Source organism: Rhodoluna limnophila, from assembly GCF_005845365.1.
In the GTDB taxonomy this organism is placed as follows: Bacteria; Actinomycetota; Actinomycetes; order Actinomycetales; family Microbacteriaceae; genus Rhodoluna; species Rhodoluna limnophila.
Window position 1 is genome coordinate 1284206 of the sequence record NZ_CP040509.1, and the last position, 15886, is coordinate 1300091.

The 15886-nt window shown below is 52.3% G+C and carries 16 protein-coding genes; 8 read left to right on the plus strand and 8 right to left on the minus strand.

What is annotated here, in order from left to right; all coding sequences use genetic code 11:
- Positions 1–11: 11 nt before the first annotated feature.
- The 3 genes from FFA38_RS06265 to FFA38_RS06275 form a co-directional block, all read right to left on the minus strand.
- Positions 12–290 carry a hypothetical protein gene (locus FFA38_RS06265; RefSeq protein ID WP_138275898.1) on the minus strand — a complete coding sequence of 93 codons (279 nt, stop codon included), beginning with the start codon at positions 288–290 and terminating at the stop codon, positions 12–14.
- Between the two features lie 425 nt (positions 291–715).
- Positions 716–1093 (minus strand): sterol carrier family protein, encoded by a 378-nt coding sequence (locus FFA38_RS06270; RefSeq protein WP_138315899.1) that lies wholly within the window; start codon positions 1091–1093, stop codon positions 716–718.
- A 43-nt stretch (positions 1094–1136) separates the two neighbouring features.
- Positions 1137–1802 (minus strand): hypothetical protein, encoded by a 666-nt coding sequence (locus FFA38_RS06275; RefSeq protein ID WP_138315900.1) that lies wholly within the window; start codon positions 1800–1802, stop codon positions 1137–1139.
- Between the two features lie 51 nt (positions 1803–1853).
- On the opposite strand from FFA38_RS06275, the gene purD reads away from it, so the two are divergent.
- Positions 1854–3119: a phosphoribosylamine--glycine ligase gene (purD, locus tag FFA38_RS06280; protein WP_138315901.1), complete on the plus strand. Its 1266-nt coding sequence runs from the start codon at positions 1854–1856 to the stop codon at positions 3117–3119.
- Entirely contained in the window at positions 3119–4045 is a 927-nt protein-coding gene (locus FFA38_RS06285; RefSeq protein WP_138315902.1) for a phosphoribosylaminoimidazolesuccinocarboxamide synthase, read from the plus strand. Before purD ends, FFA38_RS06285 begins: the two co-directional genes overlap by 1 nt.
- On the opposite strand, the gene FFA38_RS06290 is transcribed toward FFA38_RS06285, so the two are convergent.
- Positions 4046–4330, minus strand: a complete 285-nt coding sequence (locus tag FFA38_RS06290; RefSeq protein WP_138315903.1) for a type II toxin-antitoxin system RelE family toxin — start codon at positions 4328–4330, stop codon at positions 4046–4048. It lies immediately after the preceding gene.
- A complete protein-coding gene (locus FFA38_RS06295) occupies positions 4330–4683 on the minus strand; it encodes a type II toxin-antitoxin system Phd/YefM family antitoxin (protein ID WP_172956026.1) in 354 nt (117 codons plus the stop codon). The genes FFA38_RS06290 and FFA38_RS06295 overlap by 1 nt, the downstream gene beginning before the upstream one ends.
- A 128-nt stretch (positions 4684–4811) precedes the next feature.
- Here FFA38_RS06295 and purS point away from each other — a divergent pair, with 128 nt between their 5' ends.
- From purS to purL, 3 genes are read left to right on the plus strand one after another with little or no spacing between them, the layout of a single operon-like run.
- Complete coding sequence (purS, locus tag FFA38_RS06300) at positions 4812–5060, plus strand: phosphoribosylformylglycinamidine synthase subunit PurS (RefSeq protein WP_138275905.1); 249 nt, start codon at positions 4812–4814, stop codon at positions 5058–5060.
- 12 nt (positions 5061–5072) lie between these two features.
- Entirely contained in the window at positions 5073–5774 is a 702-nt protein-coding gene (gene purQ / locus FFA38_RS06305; protein ID WP_138315905.1) for a phosphoribosylformylglycinamidine synthase subunit PurQ, read from the plus strand.
- A 19-nt stretch (positions 5775–5793) separates the two neighbouring features.
- Positions 5794–8127: a phosphoribosylformylglycinamidine synthase subunit PurL gene (gene purL, locus FFA38_RS06310; RefSeq protein ID WP_138315906.1), complete on the plus strand. Its 2334-nt coding sequence runs from the start codon at positions 5794–5796 to the stop codon at positions 8125–8127.
- A gap of 147 nt (positions 8128–8274) precedes the next feature.
- Here purL and FFA38_RS06315 read toward each other — a convergent pair whose 3' ends face one another.
- Entirely contained in the window at positions 8275–9693 is a 1419-nt protein-coding gene (locus FFA38_RS06315) for a S1 family peptidase (protein ID WP_138315907.1), read from the minus strand.
- A gap of 332 nt (positions 9694–10025) precedes the next feature.
- Between FFA38_RS06315 and FFA38_RS07030 the strand changes: the two genes are divergently transcribed.
- Positions 10026–10097, plus strand: a complete 72-nt coding sequence (locus tag FFA38_RS07030; protein ID WP_419247548.1) for an excalibur calcium-binding domain-containing protein — start codon at positions 10026–10028, stop codon at positions 10095–10097.
- Between the two features lie 60 nt (positions 10098–10157).
- On the opposite strand, the gene FFA38_RS06325 is transcribed toward FFA38_RS07030, so the two are convergent.
- Together FFA38_RS06325 and FFA38_RS06330 are read right to left on the minus strand one after the other, a co-directional pair.
- Positions 10158–13304 carry a DUF3427 domain-containing protein gene (locus FFA38_RS06325; RefSeq protein WP_138315908.1) on the minus strand — a complete coding sequence of 1049 codons (3147 nt, stop codon included), beginning with the start codon at positions 13302–13304 and terminating at the stop codon, positions 10158–10160.
- A 35-nt stretch (positions 13305–13339) separates the two neighbouring features.
- The gene (locus tag FFA38_RS06330) at positions 13340–13756 is read right to left on the minus strand and encodes a (deoxy)nucleoside triphosphate pyrophosphohydrolase (protein WP_138315909.1); all 417 of its coding nucleotides are present in this window, start codon (positions 13754–13756) and stop codon (positions 13340–13342) included.
- Positions 13757–13803: 47 nt separating this feature from the next.
- Here FFA38_RS06330 and FFA38_RS06335 point away from each other — a divergent pair, with 47 nt between their 5' ends.
- Together FFA38_RS06335 and FFA38_RS06340 are read left to right on the plus strand one after the other, a co-directional pair.
- Positions 13804–14124 carry a nucleotide pyrophosphohydrolase gene (locus FFA38_RS06335; protein ID WP_138315910.1) on the plus strand — a complete coding sequence of 107 codons (321 nt, stop codon included), beginning with the start codon at positions 13804–13806 and terminating at the stop codon, positions 14122–14124.
- A complete protein-coding gene (locus FFA38_RS06340) occupies positions 14111–15841 on the plus strand; it encodes a DUF2075 domain-containing protein (protein ID WP_138315911.1) in 1731 nt (576 codons plus the stop codon). The genes FFA38_RS06335 and FFA38_RS06340 overlap by 14 nt, the downstream gene beginning before the upstream one ends.
- Positions 15842–15886 lie beyond the last annotated feature (45 nt).

The window sequence follows — 15886 nt, forward strand, 5'->3', positions numbered from 1 at the left end:
TGGAGGCGCGATTACCCCTCTAGTTTAGTGGCTTCTAGGGTCTTAGACCTAGAGGCAGAAATTCGGTCGGCAACCAGTGCTGACACAATTCCCAAGACAGCACCGATAGCGCCGAAGTAGGCAACCAAATAGGTGACGATTGGTTCGGCGGTGCGTTGGTCGGCCGGGATAGATACACCCAAGATGAGTGCAGTGATGACACCCAGAATGCCGCCGGTCAGCAGGAACGGTAGGTACTTTGGGGTGCGACGAATGCGGACTTGCTCTACACGTGATTTGTTCTCAGCCATGTGTCAATTCAACCGTATGCGCGTTGGGTTTCTTCCAGAGTTTTTGGGCGCCCCTTCGGCTGGGCCCAGACCCACCCCTTCGGCGCAACTTGGCATCGCCCTCGGGCAGGTCCAGACCTACCCCTCCGGCGTTCAGTAAACCCCTGCATTTTCGGCCCTTTTGACTAACTTCACCCCGATAAACCTGTTCACAATCGGCAAATTTTGCGTAGGCAAAAAGCCAGCTACGCGATGCGCAGCTGGATCAGAAACTTGGAATTAGGAGCGAAGAAGATGGTGGCCTCCATTTGAGACCAGGCCAAAATCCGAGCATCCATGTTTGGTGGGCAACGAAATTAAGTTGGCTTTTTGCATAGGCAAATTTGAGGAAATTTGGGGAGGTTCAGGGACCGGAAGATGCTCAGTTTGGTCAAATCTGAGGGGGTTTACTGAACGCGCAGCGGTAGTACCCCGGATAGATCAGCACGGGTGCCCGATGCCAAAACCTTGGATTCGGCGAGCGCCTGATGCCAACTCAAAGATCCGGTAGCCAGGGCGAACCAAACTTCTGGGCTCATCTCAACCGTGTTTGGTGGGGTGCCGCGAGTGTGCCGCGGACCCTCAATACACTGGGTTGCACCGAGCGGTGGAACACGCACCTCAACCGAATTACCCGGAGCAACATCGGCCAATTCTTCGAGCAGAAAGCGAACGGCGGTTGCAAATAGAGGGTGTTGGTTGATCGGGGCGGCGGGCGCCACCGAGGCCGAAACCTCAGCAACCGCCTGCCAACCCAACTCGGGCTTGATTCGTCGTCTAGCCATTTATCGGTGTATGCGCTTTACCTACTTATTCGCCGAACAGCGACTAGTTGACCTTCGCTACAGCGGATTCGAACCAGCCCTGCTCTTCGGCGGTCAATGCGCCGTAGCGAATGGCGCGCTCAAATGCGATCTCGCCAACTTCGGCACCCGGGTACTGAACCTTTTCAATAAAGCCGTCATCGCTCACGAAAAAGAAGGTAACGGCAGCGCCACCCTCACCCTGAAGACCAACCGCAACATAAGAGCGCATCATCTTGTCGTAAGTGATGTGCATGACCTTGTTGATATCAACGTTGCCCTCTTTGGCCAACGCAAACTGAGTAGCAAAGTAGCAGGTGTCAAACTCGTAGGTCTCGTAAATAACCTCGGCGCTATCGGTGGCAGAACTGTAACGCGCAGCCGAGAAACCATCAATTGCGTTTGCCTTAGGAACCATCAGCAACCACCACTCAGGCTGAGCAAGCTTGCCACCGGCGGCAACGGTCTCAACAACACCCTCAGCCATTGCACGATCACAGCTGGCAGTAGCAGCAACCTCAAACTCAGCGAGTGCGTCAGCTCCGCGTGAATCAACCGGGGTGGTGCTGGCGCTCACGCTGGCACTAGCTGAAGGACTTGGTGAGGCAACCGGACCAGAGGCACAACCGGTCAAGACCAAAGCGCCAACCATCGCAGCACCAGCGGCTGCGGAAAAAATAGATAACTTCATACCCTCTATTCTCGCCGGAAAACTTGCCCGTCTCGTCGGTAAACTTGTCGAGTGAAGATTCTCCTTTTGGGCCAGGGCGCCCGCGAGCACGCAATTGTCAAAGCTTTGATCCGCACTGGCACCGCCAAGGCCGACATCATCGTTGCCCCTGGTAACGCCGGTATTGCCCTAGACGCCCACTGCGAACCAGACCTGAATCCAAACGACCCACTTGAGGTTGCCAAGTTTGCTCTGCAGCACGCCATTGAACTTGCCATCATCGGCCCAGAGGCTCCGCTAATCGCTGGCGTTTCAGATGCGCTGCGCGAACAGGGCATCGCAGTCTTTGGCCCTTCAAAAGAAGCCGCGCAGCTTGAGGGCTCAAAGAGCTTTGCCAAAGAAGTAATGTCTGCAGCAGGTGTGCCAACCGGTATGGCCCGTGAGTGCGACACCATGCAAGAAGTTGAAGACGCCATGGATGACTTTGGCGCCCCATACGTAATCAAGGCCGACGGACTTGCAGCCGGCAAGGGCGTAATCGTGACCAACGACCGCACCGCCGCGCTAGAGCACGCAGCAAAATTCATAGACATGGGCATCTTGGTTGAAGAATTTCTTGACGGCCAAGAAGTCAGCCTGTTCTTCTTGAGCGACGGCAAGAGCGTTTTGCCATTGACCCCAGCCCAAGACTTCAAGCGCGCGCACAACAACGATGAAGGCCCAAACACCGGCGGCATGGGTGCATACAGCCCACTTCCTTGGCTGCCTGAAGGGTTCATCGAGGAGGTCGAGCGCGATGTTGCGATTCCGACCGTGCAAGAAATGGCCCGCCTTGGTGCACCATTTGTTGGCCTGCTTTACTGCGGCCTGATCTTGACTAAGCGCGGCACCCGCGTAATCGAGTTCAACGCCCGATTCGGCGACCCAGAAACCCAGGTCGTACTCCGCCGCCTAATCACCCCGCTGAGCACCCTTCTATACAAGGCGGCAACCGGCCACCTAGAAACCGCACCGCAGCCAGAATTCACCAAGGATGTAGCCATCACAGTGGTTCTAGCCAGCGAGGGCTACCCAGAAACTTCAGCACCCAACCGCCCGATTTACGGCATCAGCGCAGCTGAAGCAAAGGGCGTTGAAGTCTGCCACGCAGCAACTGCGTTCCAGGCCAACAAAGACGATGAAGAAGTTCTAGTTGCAACTGGTGGCCGAGTCCTATCTGTGGTGGCAACCGGCTCAGACTTTGCCGGTGCTCGCGCCCAGGCATACGAAGGCCTGAAAGAAATTCACCTCGAGGGCAGCCACTTCCGCACCGACATCGCAGCAAAGGTTGCCAACTAATGGCGGCCGAGCAGGGCGGCACCGCCGACAACACCGGTGCCCAGCAGATTGCCGGCTGGACCCACGTTTACAGCGGCAAGGTTCGCGACCTTTACGAATCAGAAGACCCAGCACTGCAGCACGTAATTTTGGTGGTGGCATCAGACCGCGTCAGCGCCTTTGACCACGTGCTCGAGCCTGCAATCACCGGCAAGGGCAAGCACCTCACCGCACTCACCAACTGGTGGTTCGACCGCATCGATGTGCCAAACCACTTGAGCCAAGATGTACCGGTGCCGGCCGAAGTTGCCGGTCGTGCAACCGTGGCAAAAAAACTCGAGATGTTCCCTATAGAGTGCGTAGTTCGCGGATACATCAGCGGCTCAGGCTGGAAGGACTATCAGGCCAACGGCAGCATCTGTGGCGTTCAGCTACCTGAAGGTCTAACCTTTGGCGGCCGCCTGCCAGAGCCAATCTTTACCCCGGCATACAAAGCACCGATGGGCGAGCACGACGAGAACATCACCTTTGAACGCGTGGTCGAGTTGATCGGCCAGAAGAACGCCGACGCCCTGCGCACGCTAAGCCTCGAAGTCTTCAAAAAAGCCAGCGATCTTGCCGAGCACGCCGGCCTAATTTTGGCCGACACCAAGTTTGAATTTGGCATCGACCCAGCCGGCGAACCTACCGCAACCTTCAACGGCGTAACCGGAACCATCACCCTGGGTGATGAAGTTTTGACCCCAGATTCAAGCCGATTCTGGAGCAAAGCAGCCTGGGATCGCGGCGAGCGCAAAGACAGCTTTGACAAGCAGATTGTGCGCAACTGGTTGGCCGAAAACTGGAACCAGCACGGTGAACCACCGGCACTGCCAGCCGAAATCGTGGCTCAAACTGCCGACAAGTATGCCGAGCTAGTTGAGCGCCTAACGACAGAAGTTGCCTAACTAACCTCTTATGCGGCGAGCCGCATAAACGTGGGCGCGGTGCCTCACATCGACCACGACAATCACTATTTGCTCTTCTCGAATCTCGTAAATGATGCGATAAGTTGCAAGCCGCGCTGACCAAAGCCCACTGAACTCTTTGCCCAGTCTCTTGCCAACCCTCTGTGGGTTTTCTCTCAGCGGTCCATCAATAAACGCCTCTGCTGCTAGGGCTATCTTCAGAGGCAATTCGGTCAGCAAGGCTCGCTGAGCGCGAGCACGATATTCAACCGTGTATTGAGGCACTACTTTTCTTGACCTTCTATTTCTGCCAACAAAGCAGCCCTGCGTTCTTCGCGTCTAATCGCAGCAGCCGCATCCTCGCGCGCCACGCGCTCAGCCAACTGTGCCTTAATTTCATCGGCCGTAAAGAACGGCGTGCCATCTGGATCATCGAGGTACTGCATGATTTCCGCGTAGGTCTCTTTGTCGCTCATTATTTCTAGGGTTTCGATCATCGATTCATACTCATCGATGCTCAATAGAACTGCTGACGGATCACCGTTTCTGGTGATAACTACCGGCTCTTCAGAACCTGTTAGCGAATCCAAAATCTGAGCAAATTTAGCCCGGGCCTCGGCCATCGAAAAAAACTTCATGTACATAAGTATGTACATCGGCAAGGGCTCTGTCCACAGGTACCCCAGACCCGCTAAAATAGAGAAGTTCGCCCAGCCAAAGACGGCCGTTCGTGCGCCCACCTGCCGCCTAAAAATCAGGAGTTCCTGTGCCAAAAATCATCGTTGAAGTTATGCCAAAAGAGGTTCTTCTTGACCCAGCTGGTAAGTCTGTGAACAACGCTCTTCACCGCAAGGGCCACAAAGACATCACCGCAGTTCGCATCGGCAAGCGCATCGAGCTTCACTTTGACCGCCCAGTGACCGACGCAGACATTGCTGACGCACAAAAGATCGGCGAATCATTCTTGTCTAACGCTGTTATCGAAGACGTTGTCTCGGTAACCGTTCAGAACTAAGGCGGGCCCCACATGACCATCAAGATTGGTGTTGTCACTTTTCCGGGCACCCTGGATGACCGCGATGCTCAGCGCGCAGTTCGTCTAGCCGGCGCCGAGGCCGTGCCCCTATGGCACGCAGACGCAAACCTGCACAAGGTTGACGCAGTTGTTCTACCTGGCGGTTTTTCATACGGCGACTACCTTCGCTGCGGCGCTATCGCAGCCCAGGCCCCGGTAACCGCTGAGATCATCAAGGCTGCCAACGGCGGCCTGCCAGTACTTGGCATTTGCAACGGTTTTCAGGTTCTAGTTGAGGCTCACCTGCTACCTGGTGGCCTAATCCGCAACGAGAACCAGCACTTTATTTGCCGTGACCAGCGCCTACGCGTTGAGAACGTCAACACCCCGTGGACCAACGAGTTTGCTCTAAACGAAGAAATCACCATTCCGCTAAAGAACGGTGAGGGCGGTTACATCGCCGACGAAGAAACCCTAAAGCGCCTCGAGGGCGAGGGCTTGGTTGCGTTCCGCTACCTTGACTCAAACCCAAACGGCTCGATGAACGACATCGCGGGTCTACGCAACGAGCGCGGCAACGTGGTGGGCCTAATGCCTCACCCAGAGCACGCGGTTGAGCCAGGCTTTGGCCCAGACACCAACATCGCAATGAAGTCTGGCGTCGACGGCCTCAAGTTCTTCACCTCAGTCATCCACTCGCTCGTAAACGCTTAAGCGCAAAGGCTCAGACACCATGGCACTTTTCAAAAAGAAAAAGACTTTCGTTCCTTCAGGCGTTGACACCACCGCCGAGGCAGCAATCACCCCAGACAAGCACCAGCCTTGGCTAGAACTTGGTCTAAAGGCCGATGAGTATGCGCGCATCCGTGAAATTTTGGGCCGCCGCCCATCATCATCAGAGCTTGCTATGTATTCAGTTATGTGGTCAGAGCACTGCTCATACAAGTCATCAAAGATTTACCTTCGTCAGTTTGGCGAGAAGGTCACCGATGAAATGAAGAAAGACCTGATGGTCGGCATGGGTGAGAACGCCGGTGTGGTTGACGTCGGCGAGGGTTGGGCTGTGACCTTCAAGGTTGAGTCACACAACCACCCTTCATACATTGAGCCTTTCCAGGGTGCAGCAACCGGTGTCGGCGGTATCGTCCGTGACATCTTGACCATGGGTGCACGCCCTATCGCGGTTATGGACCAACTACGATTTGGTGCACCTACCGACCCAGACACCGCTCGTGTGGTTCACGGTGTGGTTGACGGCATCAGCTTCTATGGCAACTGCCTGGGCCTACCAAACATCGGTGGCGAGACCTACTTTGACAAGGTTTACCAAGGCAACCCGCTAGTTAACGCACTGAGCGTTGGTGCCCTGCGCCACGAAGACCTAAAGCTGGCCAAGGCTTCAAACCCTGGCGACCTAGTGATTTTGTTCGGTGCTCGTACCGGTGCCGACGGCATCGGTGGTGTATCGGTGCTGGCATCTGAGACCTTTGACTCAACCGGCCCAACCAAGCGCCCAGCGGTGCAGGTTGGCGACCCATTTGCCGAGAAGGTACTGATTGAGTGCTGCCTTGAGCTTTACCACGCACAGGTGGTTGCCGGTATTCAAGACCTAGGTGGTGCCGGTATTAGCTGTGCAACATCAGAGCTTGCATCAAACGGTGGTGCCGGTATGCGCGTGCAGCTGCAGCATGTTTTGAAGCGCGATGAATCTCTAACCCCAGAAGAAATTCTGATGTCAGAGTCTCAGGAGCGCATGATGGGCATCGTGCCAAAGAAGCACCTAAAGGCTTTTGAGGCAATTGTGAACAAGTGGGAGGTTGAGTACTCGGTAATCGGTGAGGTTATCAATGAGGACCGCCTTTACATCAACTGGGGTGAAGAAGAGATCGTCAACGTGCCACCGCGCACCGTGGCTCACGACGGCCCAGTTTATGAGCGCCCAGTTGCCTACCCTGCTTACCAGGATGCCCTGAACGCCAACACCGTTCACGTTGCAGCTGGCAATGGCCACGGCCTGCACCGCCACAACGACAACTCATACGAGCTGGCAACCCAGTTGGTTCAGGTAATCACCAGCCCTAACCAGGCTGACAAGAGCTGGATCACCAACCAGTACGACCGCTATGTTGGCGGTAACACTGCGTTGGCTCAGCCAGATGACTCGGGCATGGTTCGTGTTTCTGAAGACTCAGGTTTGGGCATCTCAATTGCCACCGATGCCAACGGCCGCTACTGCTACCTTGACCCATACCAGGGTGCCAAGTTGGCTTTGGCTGAGGCCTACCGCAACGTTGCAGTTGGTGGCGCCACCCCTAAGGCGGTTACTAACTGTTTGAACTTTGGTTCACCAGAAAACCCAGAGGTTATGTGGCAGTTCAAGCAGGCAACTGCTGGCTTGGCAGACGGCTGTCTAGAGCTGGGTATTCCGGTTACCGGCGGCAACGTCTCGTTCTACAATCAGACCGGTGATGTTGCTATTCACCCAACCCCAGTGGTTGGTGTGCTTGGTGTCATTGATGATGTTGCGCGCCGTATTCCTAGCGGATGGCAAGACGAGGGCAACAACATCTACCTACTTGGTGTTACCAAAGATGAGCTTGATGGCTCAGTTTGGTCTGAGGTTATTCACGGTCACCTAGGTGGCCGCCCACCGATGGTTGACCTTGCTGTTGAAAAGCAGTTGGCCGAGGCCATTGCTGCTGCTAGCGAGCAGGGTTTGATTGCCTCAGCTCACGACCTATCTGAGGGTGGTTTGGCTCAGGCTTTGGTTGAGAGCGTGCTGCGATTCAACATGGGTGCCCGTGTTTGGCTCGGAGAGATCATGGAGCGTGACGGCGTTGACCGCACCGCGGCCCTGTTCTCAGAGTCAACCGGCCGTGTGATTGTTTCGGTTGGTCGCGAAGATGACGTCAAGTTTGTTGGCCTGTGTGAGGCACGCGGTATTCCGGTACTGCGCATTGGTGTTACCGACAACAGCGGCAAGTTTGAGGTTCAGGACCTTGCCACCTGGCAGCTAAGCGACCTGCGCGGTGCGCACGAGGCTACTCTGCCTGAGTTGTTTGGCTAATTTGTTTTAGAAGTTGAAGGGGCCCCGGCGGATTTGCTGGGGCCCCTTTTTTCAAACCAATTGACTCTTGACGCAAGATCGCATTTTGCAAAGGTAGCTTATGCAACCTTCGGCATGATATTCATTCGGTTAGTCAGCTTAAGCCGGTTATCTCTCGCTGTTGGAAACGAATGCAAAGGCGAGTGCGACCGAGCTTGAAGAACTTGTGCTGCCGCTTGAGTTAGCGGCCGTAGCAACGCAATGCAGATAATTTTCACCAGATGTCGCCCTGACCCTAATGTCCTCAGTTATTGTCAAACTGGCCCCACTGCCAACGCTCTGCGCAGTAGCTGCGACATAGTTTGCCGTTGAACTTAAGAACCATTCATACGTTGTTGACGTGATTGTGCCGTAGAAATAGGAAGAACACCGACCTTGGGTTCCGATCGCAGTTTGAACGCCGTTATAAAGTCCCAAAATTAGGGGAGCACTGGAAACCACAGGTGGGGCATAAAAAGTAGAAGCTGCTGTAACTGAAACAGATGAATAAGCGCTTTTTGCAGTGACTACGCATGTATAGGTCGTACCGTAAAGACTTGGATTTCGAACAGCGATGGTTTTATTGGTTGAACCGTAGACCTCGTAAGGGGAGGTCCAACGAACCGTTACACTCGTTACGTTCGAGGACCAAGTGCCGGTGTCGCACGTAACGACCCCTCCCGCAAGATATGATCCACTAACCCTAGGCGGCGAAATGTTTTCAATTGGGATTCTGTTACTACTAACTGCTGACTTCCTGACCGTCGCTAATCCCAGTTCGACGTCCTTCGAATAATACGAAAGTTTTGTGAACACTGTTGGCCTGCTTAGGTTACAGTTTCGGGAGCCCCAGCTGGTTACACCGACGATGGTTTCAATTCCATTTATCTTTGCGACAAGAGGTCCTCCTGAATCACCACGGCAGCCCCCAGAGTAAATCCTTTCGTTTTTTATGTAAGTCCCAGCAGCAATCATGGTTGTTGCGTTGAAGTATTTACTTCCGTAAATTTTTTTAGCCGCAGTCGTCTGGAGCGATAATTTGGCTTTTCTCAGATAGGTTGCCAACTGCTCATCTTGGTTGCTACCCCAACCATAAATTTCAAAGTTTTTTACCTTGGACAAAGCCGCCGATTGGGTTGCCTTTACGTAAGGCATAGTCGGCACTAAAACTGGTTTGGCCAACATCAATAAACCGATGTCATTTACGAATTTAGTAGATGTATAACGGGGATTTTTCCATGTGGAAGAGACCTGAATCATTGGGGAGCTCGACGATAAAGTGTCAGATTGGAGTCGCACAAAATAGAATCCAGTGTCTAAGATGCAGTGTGCTGCGGTGAGCACAATGTCCTGTTGAATGAGCGATCCAGTGCATAAATATTGAGGATCCGTCAACGAGTCTTCGTTTTCTGCAAACCAAATTGACGCGACCCACGGCTTTGACGTGGCCGCATCAATTACCTCGCTGCCTGACACGACCGCGAGAGTCGGCGTCGCAATTACTGCACTCAGAATCACAGCCAACGCACCTGCGAAAATTCGTCTCATAACACCCCCATGTTCTCTCTAATTCTAAAGTAAGCTCAAAGCCTTACTTAGAGCGCCAGAGGCGTAAACGCGTTCAGTCTAACCACGAGGAAAATCTCTATGGGGTTGCCATTCGAGTACTTTGCCTCACAATTGCCTGCTATGGACAGGCTTCGAGGCTTGAAAAAAATATTTGGCTTCTTCTTGGCGGTTCTTGTTGTGATGGTGCCAATTCAAGTAGCGGAAGGGGCCAGCTTCAAGAATTGCACAGAAGCACGAAGGTGTACCCGGGTGGAGTCGCGAAAGCCGCAGGCATAAAGAACAAAGGTGGTAAAGCTTCACGCACTCCTAAAGTGAGCGCCAGTATCTACAAATCCATCAGCAAAATGGACCGAGACAAAGATGGTATTGCTTGCGAGAACTAAGCTCGGGCGCTTTCCCAGCTCTACCATGGGCCGGAACGAAAAGGGTTCTCGCTACCTTCCTTAACTGACCTTCGCGGCAGCGGCCATTTCGAAGGAATCCGGATCCATAGGAAAACGTAATTCCCACCAAATGGATATGGGTTTCGACCCTTGATGCCTTAGGTAATCAACGGGGCCGATTAGCTTGAAATTTATCGTTCCGTTTGGACCCGTTGCCTTTTCCCTCATAGCAAGAAGCACATCACGCCCTGAGTTTCTCTGGGAAATGTATCGTTGCCCAACCGTTGATTCGACGCTGGTCTTGTTCTGTGAATCCCAGTGGAATAACTCAGGAGAAATCGCATAGTCGTGATATCGGATCGAGTCTGAGATCGAACTGTCTTTCTGAAGATTCACAAACAACACATCGACCTTGGCCTCAGGTATGTAATAAACACCTGCAACAGATCCAGACAGAACCCGTCGGGTCCCATTCTCATAAATGGAGCTCCCTGGCAAGTGCGCGTAGCCGAGACCAGCCAACAGCTCCGCTCGTGAATAGGTGGCATGAACTAAGAACGGATGCTGACCACTGGCGAGTTTGAAAGCGCCACCAACGTGTTTAATTCTGTGCCTAAGCACTGCAAATAGGTTTGCCGCCTCAAATTTGAACACCTCCGAACCTCGAAGAACATCTAGGGCTTCGTCAATGGACTGCCATTCGGATTTATCCCAGGGCCTTCTGCCATCGTCGAAGAGGTTCCAGAACAACATGCTCGCCAATCGACGGTCTGAGCCAGAGAGTTCCGCCCAAGTGGGGCCATTTGAGGCTAACAATCTCGAAAACCCATCCAAACGGTTGGTGTCATCGATGTGCAGCAACTTGGGAATCCTCCTAAGGAGCGATTCATCTATGGAGGATATTTCAAAATCAACAAGTTTGGCTTCCGACAATGCGTTTACCCAACTTCTTCCGCTTCCTCTGTAAATTTCAAAGCTTTCGCGGCCACTGGCCTCGAGATAACTGTGAAAGTCAGTTGTGCCAGCGCTTTTTATTTCCTGCACAAGCCTCTGCCAACTCGGTGATATTTGACGCTTGAGTAGATCGAGTATGTATTCCTGGCTGAGACCGTCTAGCTGAATTGCGCTTCCCGAAGGAAGGTAGGGGAATCCCTCTTGAAGATTTTGAATAACTTCGGAACGAGTTCTTCCGGTGAGAGCAGCGAACTTGGTATCCATTCTGTATTCGGCCCGATGTGCACCGATAAAGTCCAAAATTAGGACATGATCTTTGCCAGGTGAACACCTGAGGCCACGGCCAATCTGCTGCAAAAAGACCACCGGACTCTCTGTGGGCCGCAACAGGATAACGGTGTCTACTTCTGGAATGTCCACGCCCTCATTGAAAACATCAACTGTGGATATTGCCTGGATGAACCCCGACCTAAGCTCTTGAATAATTAGGTTCCGATTCGATGTGACCCCAGTGACAGCTTTAGTCCTGACCCCCATTTGCGTGAACTCTTGGGCTACCTGATTTGCGTGTTCAACTGATACGCAAAATATCAACGCCTTAATCTTGGAGATGTCCGGCACCTTGTTGTTTATTTCTCTCAGTACCCTTTTGTTCCTGAAAGTATTGGAAGTAACCAAATTATTTAGAGTTTTTGATTCATACCGACCAGAAACCCAAGGAAGCTGACGGTAATCTAGCTCCTCTCCCAAGCCAAAATAATGGAATGGGGCTAGCAGGTCTTGGCCCAATGCATCCCATAACCTCAATTCCGTAGCAATTCGACCACCAAAAACCTCCTGCCAAATTTGATCAACGCCGTCTGCTCGCTCCGGAGTAGCGGTTAATCCAACTACCTGCGAGGCGTCCAAACTATCGAAGAGGGCTCGATAGGAAGCTGCCTCTGCATGGTGGAATTCATCGATAATTATGTGTTCGAAGTGATCCGCAGCGAGCTCTTGAATTTTGCCTCGCCCAAGTGACTGAATTGAGCCGAAGACGTGGCGCCATTCCTTAGGTCGTTGGCCGTCCACAAGTAGCTCACCAAAGTGGGAGTCACCAAGAACCTGCCTGAACGTTACAAGAGCCTGCTGCAAAATTTCTTGGCGGTGGGCGACAAACAACAGAGTGGGTCTCGGTCGGCCGGCACGAATAAGACGCTTGTAATCAAGCGCAGCCAATACAGTTTTCCCAGTGCCAGTGGCTGCAACGACTAGGTTACGAGTATGCCCGAAGACTTCCCGCGCAACAGCAAGCTCTTCAAGCATCCGCAACTGGTGAGGTCTGGCTGTTACTTCAAGGCTCGGCAAGAGAAATTGGTCGGTCGGGGCGCTCTTTGACTGTCTAGCAAGCGCCTCTTCGAGAGCGTCGCCATATTTGGCAGTCGAATAGTGGCGATAATCACCAGACTCCCAATAAGTATCGAATGCTGCCTGAAACTTTGCAAAAAGTTCCGGTGCCTTCGCCTCCGAAAGTCGAACATTCCACTCTGATCCAGTGGTGAGTGCTGAATAGCTCATATTTGAGCTTCCGATGTAAGCAGTTGAAAAACCAGAATTCCGATGAAACAGCCAGGCTTTGGCGTGAAGGCGATTGGACACCGGCAGCAAGTCGATGCGCACCTCAACACCCAAATCATTAACTAGGCGATCGATTGCTTTCTTATCCGTTGCACCCATGTAGGTTGTTGTGATCAATCGAACAGGAACGTTTCGATCCCTGAGCTTTTTTAGCTGACCATCTAGTAGCCGCAATCCCGACATCTTTATGAAAGAAACAAGAATCTCAACTCGATCAGCGGTTGCAAGCTCTCTCTCGAGTTCTAGATCGATCCGGGGCTCACCTTTAGTGTTCGTGAATAGGGCAAGCTCACTAAGCGGGGTTAGAGGTCGAAGGCTCCTGAGCCTCTCCGCATTGAATAGGGGAGCTCCAGTGAACCAACGAAGTTCCTTGAAGGCTCCTTCTTGAGCCTCTGCTAATTCAAAATCAAGTGCCTCGGAAAGGGATGCGACAAGCAAATTGAACTCGCCAAGATTTTCCGCCTGTCCGAGTCTTCCCCTGACTAATTTGTCTACATACTGCGCAAAGAGACGCTTTTTTGCCTCAAGATCGGCAACTTCGATGACTCCAGCCTGATCTGACCCTAGGAGCTCGGCCTCATTAGCACTGAGAAGCTGCTCGTATAACCCGTCGCTGAAATGCTGTGAATTCCCCATCGATTTAGACTATCGAGACCCCAGGACACTCCAGCCTATGACGGGTCAAGATTGTCTTGACCCAATAGAAGCTGAACAGCGGGAAGGTCTGGTTTTGCCCATGAGATCGATGCGAGTTCACGTACCTCGAGCCATAAGAATGCATCATGGTCGGTGCTTTGGATACACGCTGAATCATCTATTTTGCAAAGCACGGTTTCGAGCCGAACGACAGTTGTACCCACCCTTGTATCTGAGATGTCTAGGGTTCGGAGCGGCCTGCAAACAATACCCATCTCCTCAAAAATTTCCCTGGCCAAAGCTGCATGGGGTTTCTCACCAGCCTCCACCTTCCCACCAGGAAATTCCCACTCTCCGGCCGCAGCCTTGTGTGGGGCCCGTCGACAGGCGAGCACCTTGGAATCTCGGACAATTACAGCAGCTACAACGTGCAGAGGATTTCGATCAGTCACCCTGCAAACGTACCAACTCTGTCAGCAGCAACTTGTAGCCTTGCCTTATGGAATTTGGCGAAATCATCAAGGAACTAAGAGAATTTGTGGCTGAGCGGGAATGGCAGCAATTTCACAGCCCAGAAAACCTCGCCAAGAGCATCTCTATCGAGGCAGCCGAACTATTGGAGCAATTCCAATGGGGAGAGCCGGATGACGAAACGAATGTGAACGATGAACTCGCCGATGTTCTGACCTACTGCTTACTGCTTGCCGACCACTACGGTTTGGCACCGGCTGAGCTCATCCACAACAAGCTTTCCAAAACGCGCATAAAGTACCCCGTTGAAAAAGCACGCGGCCGAAGCGATAAATATGACCGACTTTAAGATCGAGACGTTTCCGTTTGACCATGAAGCTATCACGACATGGGGGCTTGCAGACCCAGTCGGCATTGACTGGCCAGTCGTCTATACCTTGAGCGACCAGAAGCACATTTATGTTGGGGAAACTCTCAATGCAACTTCGCGTCTACATCAGCATCTGAAGACAGAGGGTAAACAAGGGCTTAGCCATGTGCAAATCATCTTGAATCCAAGATTCAACAAGTCGGCATGCCTCGACCTTGAGTCGCAACTCATTAAGCTTTTCGCTGCCGATGGCACACACAGGGTTCTCAACGCAAACTCGGGAATCACAGACGCAAATTACTTTGAGCGAGATAAGTACCGAGACTCTTTCAGCGAACTCTATGAAGCCTTGGTTCGAGATGGGCTGCTTTCAAGACCGATTCCGGAAATCGTCAACAGCAACTTGTTTAAGTTCTCACCCTTTAAAGCTCTGAATACTGAGCAGGCGTTAGTGGTGTCTGCAATTACCGAGAAGATCTTGGATCTGGTTGGCCCATCGGGCGGCGGTCAATTGATTGTTCAAGGCGATCCGGGGACAGGTAAGACAATCGTGGCAATTTACTTGATAAAGCTGCTTCGAGACATCGCACTATTTAAGGATGATGAGATTTCAGAACAGGAGTCAGTATTTTCAGAACTGTTCACCACTTCAAGTGCTGAGAAACTTAGAGGCCTGAAGATTGGCTTGGTCGTACCCCAGCAGGCGCTCCGTAAGACTCTTCAAACGGTGTTTGCGCAAACTCCAGGCCTCGATAAGGCAATGGTTCTCACTCCATTTGAAGCCGCTGACTCAGCAGACGATTTTGACCTACTAATCGTGGACGAAGCTCACCGTCTGGGCCAAAGAGCAAACCAGCCATCCGCAGCTCAAAATAAGAAGTTCTCTTACCTGAATGAAAAACTCTATGGAACTGACGACCCTGCAATTACACAACTCGACTGGATCAAAACCAAGAGCCGAATTCAACTGCTCCTTCTTGACACTGCACAGGCCATCAAGCCAGCCGACCTGCCATTGAACACCACGCAGTCACTAATCGACAGGGCAATGGCTGAAGAGTCTCTTTTTAAGCTGACTTCGCAGATGCGAGTCTCCGGCGGAAAGGAGTACCTTGAGTTCGTCAGGGCTCTATTCGCTGATACACCCGAGGCGGCGAGAGACTTCAGTGGATACGATCTGCGTTTCTACAGCGATGCCTTTCGAATGAGACAAGACATTTTGGCTTTGAACGAGCAGCACGGATTAGCGAGGCTGCTAGCCGGATTTGCCTGGCCTTGGGCATCTAAAAAAGACAAAGAGGCCATAGACATCGAGCTCAATGGGATGACTCTCCAATGGAATCAGACAGTTACAGATTGGGTGAACTCCCCGACATCTCACTTAGAGGTAGGAAGCATCCACACAATTCAGGGTTATGACTTGAATTATGCAGGTGTGATTCTTGGAAATGACATTGCATACGACGCCGAAACAAAACGCGTGGTCTTTGTTCGTGAGAATTATCACGATGTGAAGGGGCGTGAGAATAATGCTGCCAGAGGTATCGTCTACTCAGATGAAGATGTTCGACACTGGGTCCTAAACATTTACCGAGTACTACTAACTCGCGGAATCAAGGGAACATTCATCTATGTTTGCGACCCAGCATTAAGAGAGCACCTTAGTGCGCTATTCGAGCCACACCAAAAGTTTTGACTCTTTCAGATCAGAGACGCTGATCCCTTTTGTGATTTAGAAGAA

Bases quoted from the DNA above. Each gene is read 5' to 3' on its own strand.
- FFA38_RS06265 (WP_138275898.1), bottom strand. From the start codon at position 290: ATGGCTGAGAACAAATCACGTGTAGAGCAAGTCCGCATTCGTCGCACC.
- FFA38_RS06270 (WP_138315899.1), bottom strand. From the start codon at position 1,093: ATGGCTAGACGACGAATCAAGCCCGAGTTGGGTTGGCAGGCGGTTGCT.
- FFA38_RS06275 (WP_138315900.1), bottom strand. From the start codon at position 1,802: ATGAAGTTATCTATTTTTTCCGCAGCCGCTGGTGCTGCGATGGTTGGC.
- FFA38_RS06285 (WP_138315902.1), top strand. From the start codon at position 3,119: ATGGCGGCCGAGCAGGGCGGCACCGCCGACAACACCGGTGCCCAGCAG.
- FFA38_RS06295 (WP_172956026.1), bottom strand. From the start codon at position 4,683: ATGAAGTTTTTTTCGATGGCCGAGGCCCGGGCTAAATTTGCTCAGATT.
- purQ (WP_138315905.1), top strand. From the start codon at position 5,073: ATGACCATCAAGATTGGTGTTGTCACTTTTCCGGGCACCCTGGATGAC.
- purL (WP_138315906.1), top strand. From the start codon at position 5,794: ATGGCACTTTTCAAAAAGAAAAAGACTTTCGTTCCTTCAGGCGTTGAC.
- FFA38_RS06315 (WP_138315907.1), bottom strand. From the start codon at position 9,693: ATGAGACGAATTTTCGCAGGTGCGTTGGCTGTGATTCTGAGTGCAGTA.
- FFA38_RS06325 (WP_138315908.1), bottom strand. From the start codon at position 13,304: ATGGGGAATTCACAGCATTTCAGCGACGGGTTATACGAGCAGCTTCTC.
- FFA38_RS06335 (WP_138315910.1), top strand. From the start codon at position 13,804: ATGGAATTTGGCGAAATCATCAAGGAACTAAGAGAATTTGTGGCTGAG.
- FFA38_RS06340 (WP_138315911.1), top strand. From the start codon at position 14,111: ATGACCGACTTTAAGATCGAGACGTTTCCGTTTGACCATGAAGCTATC.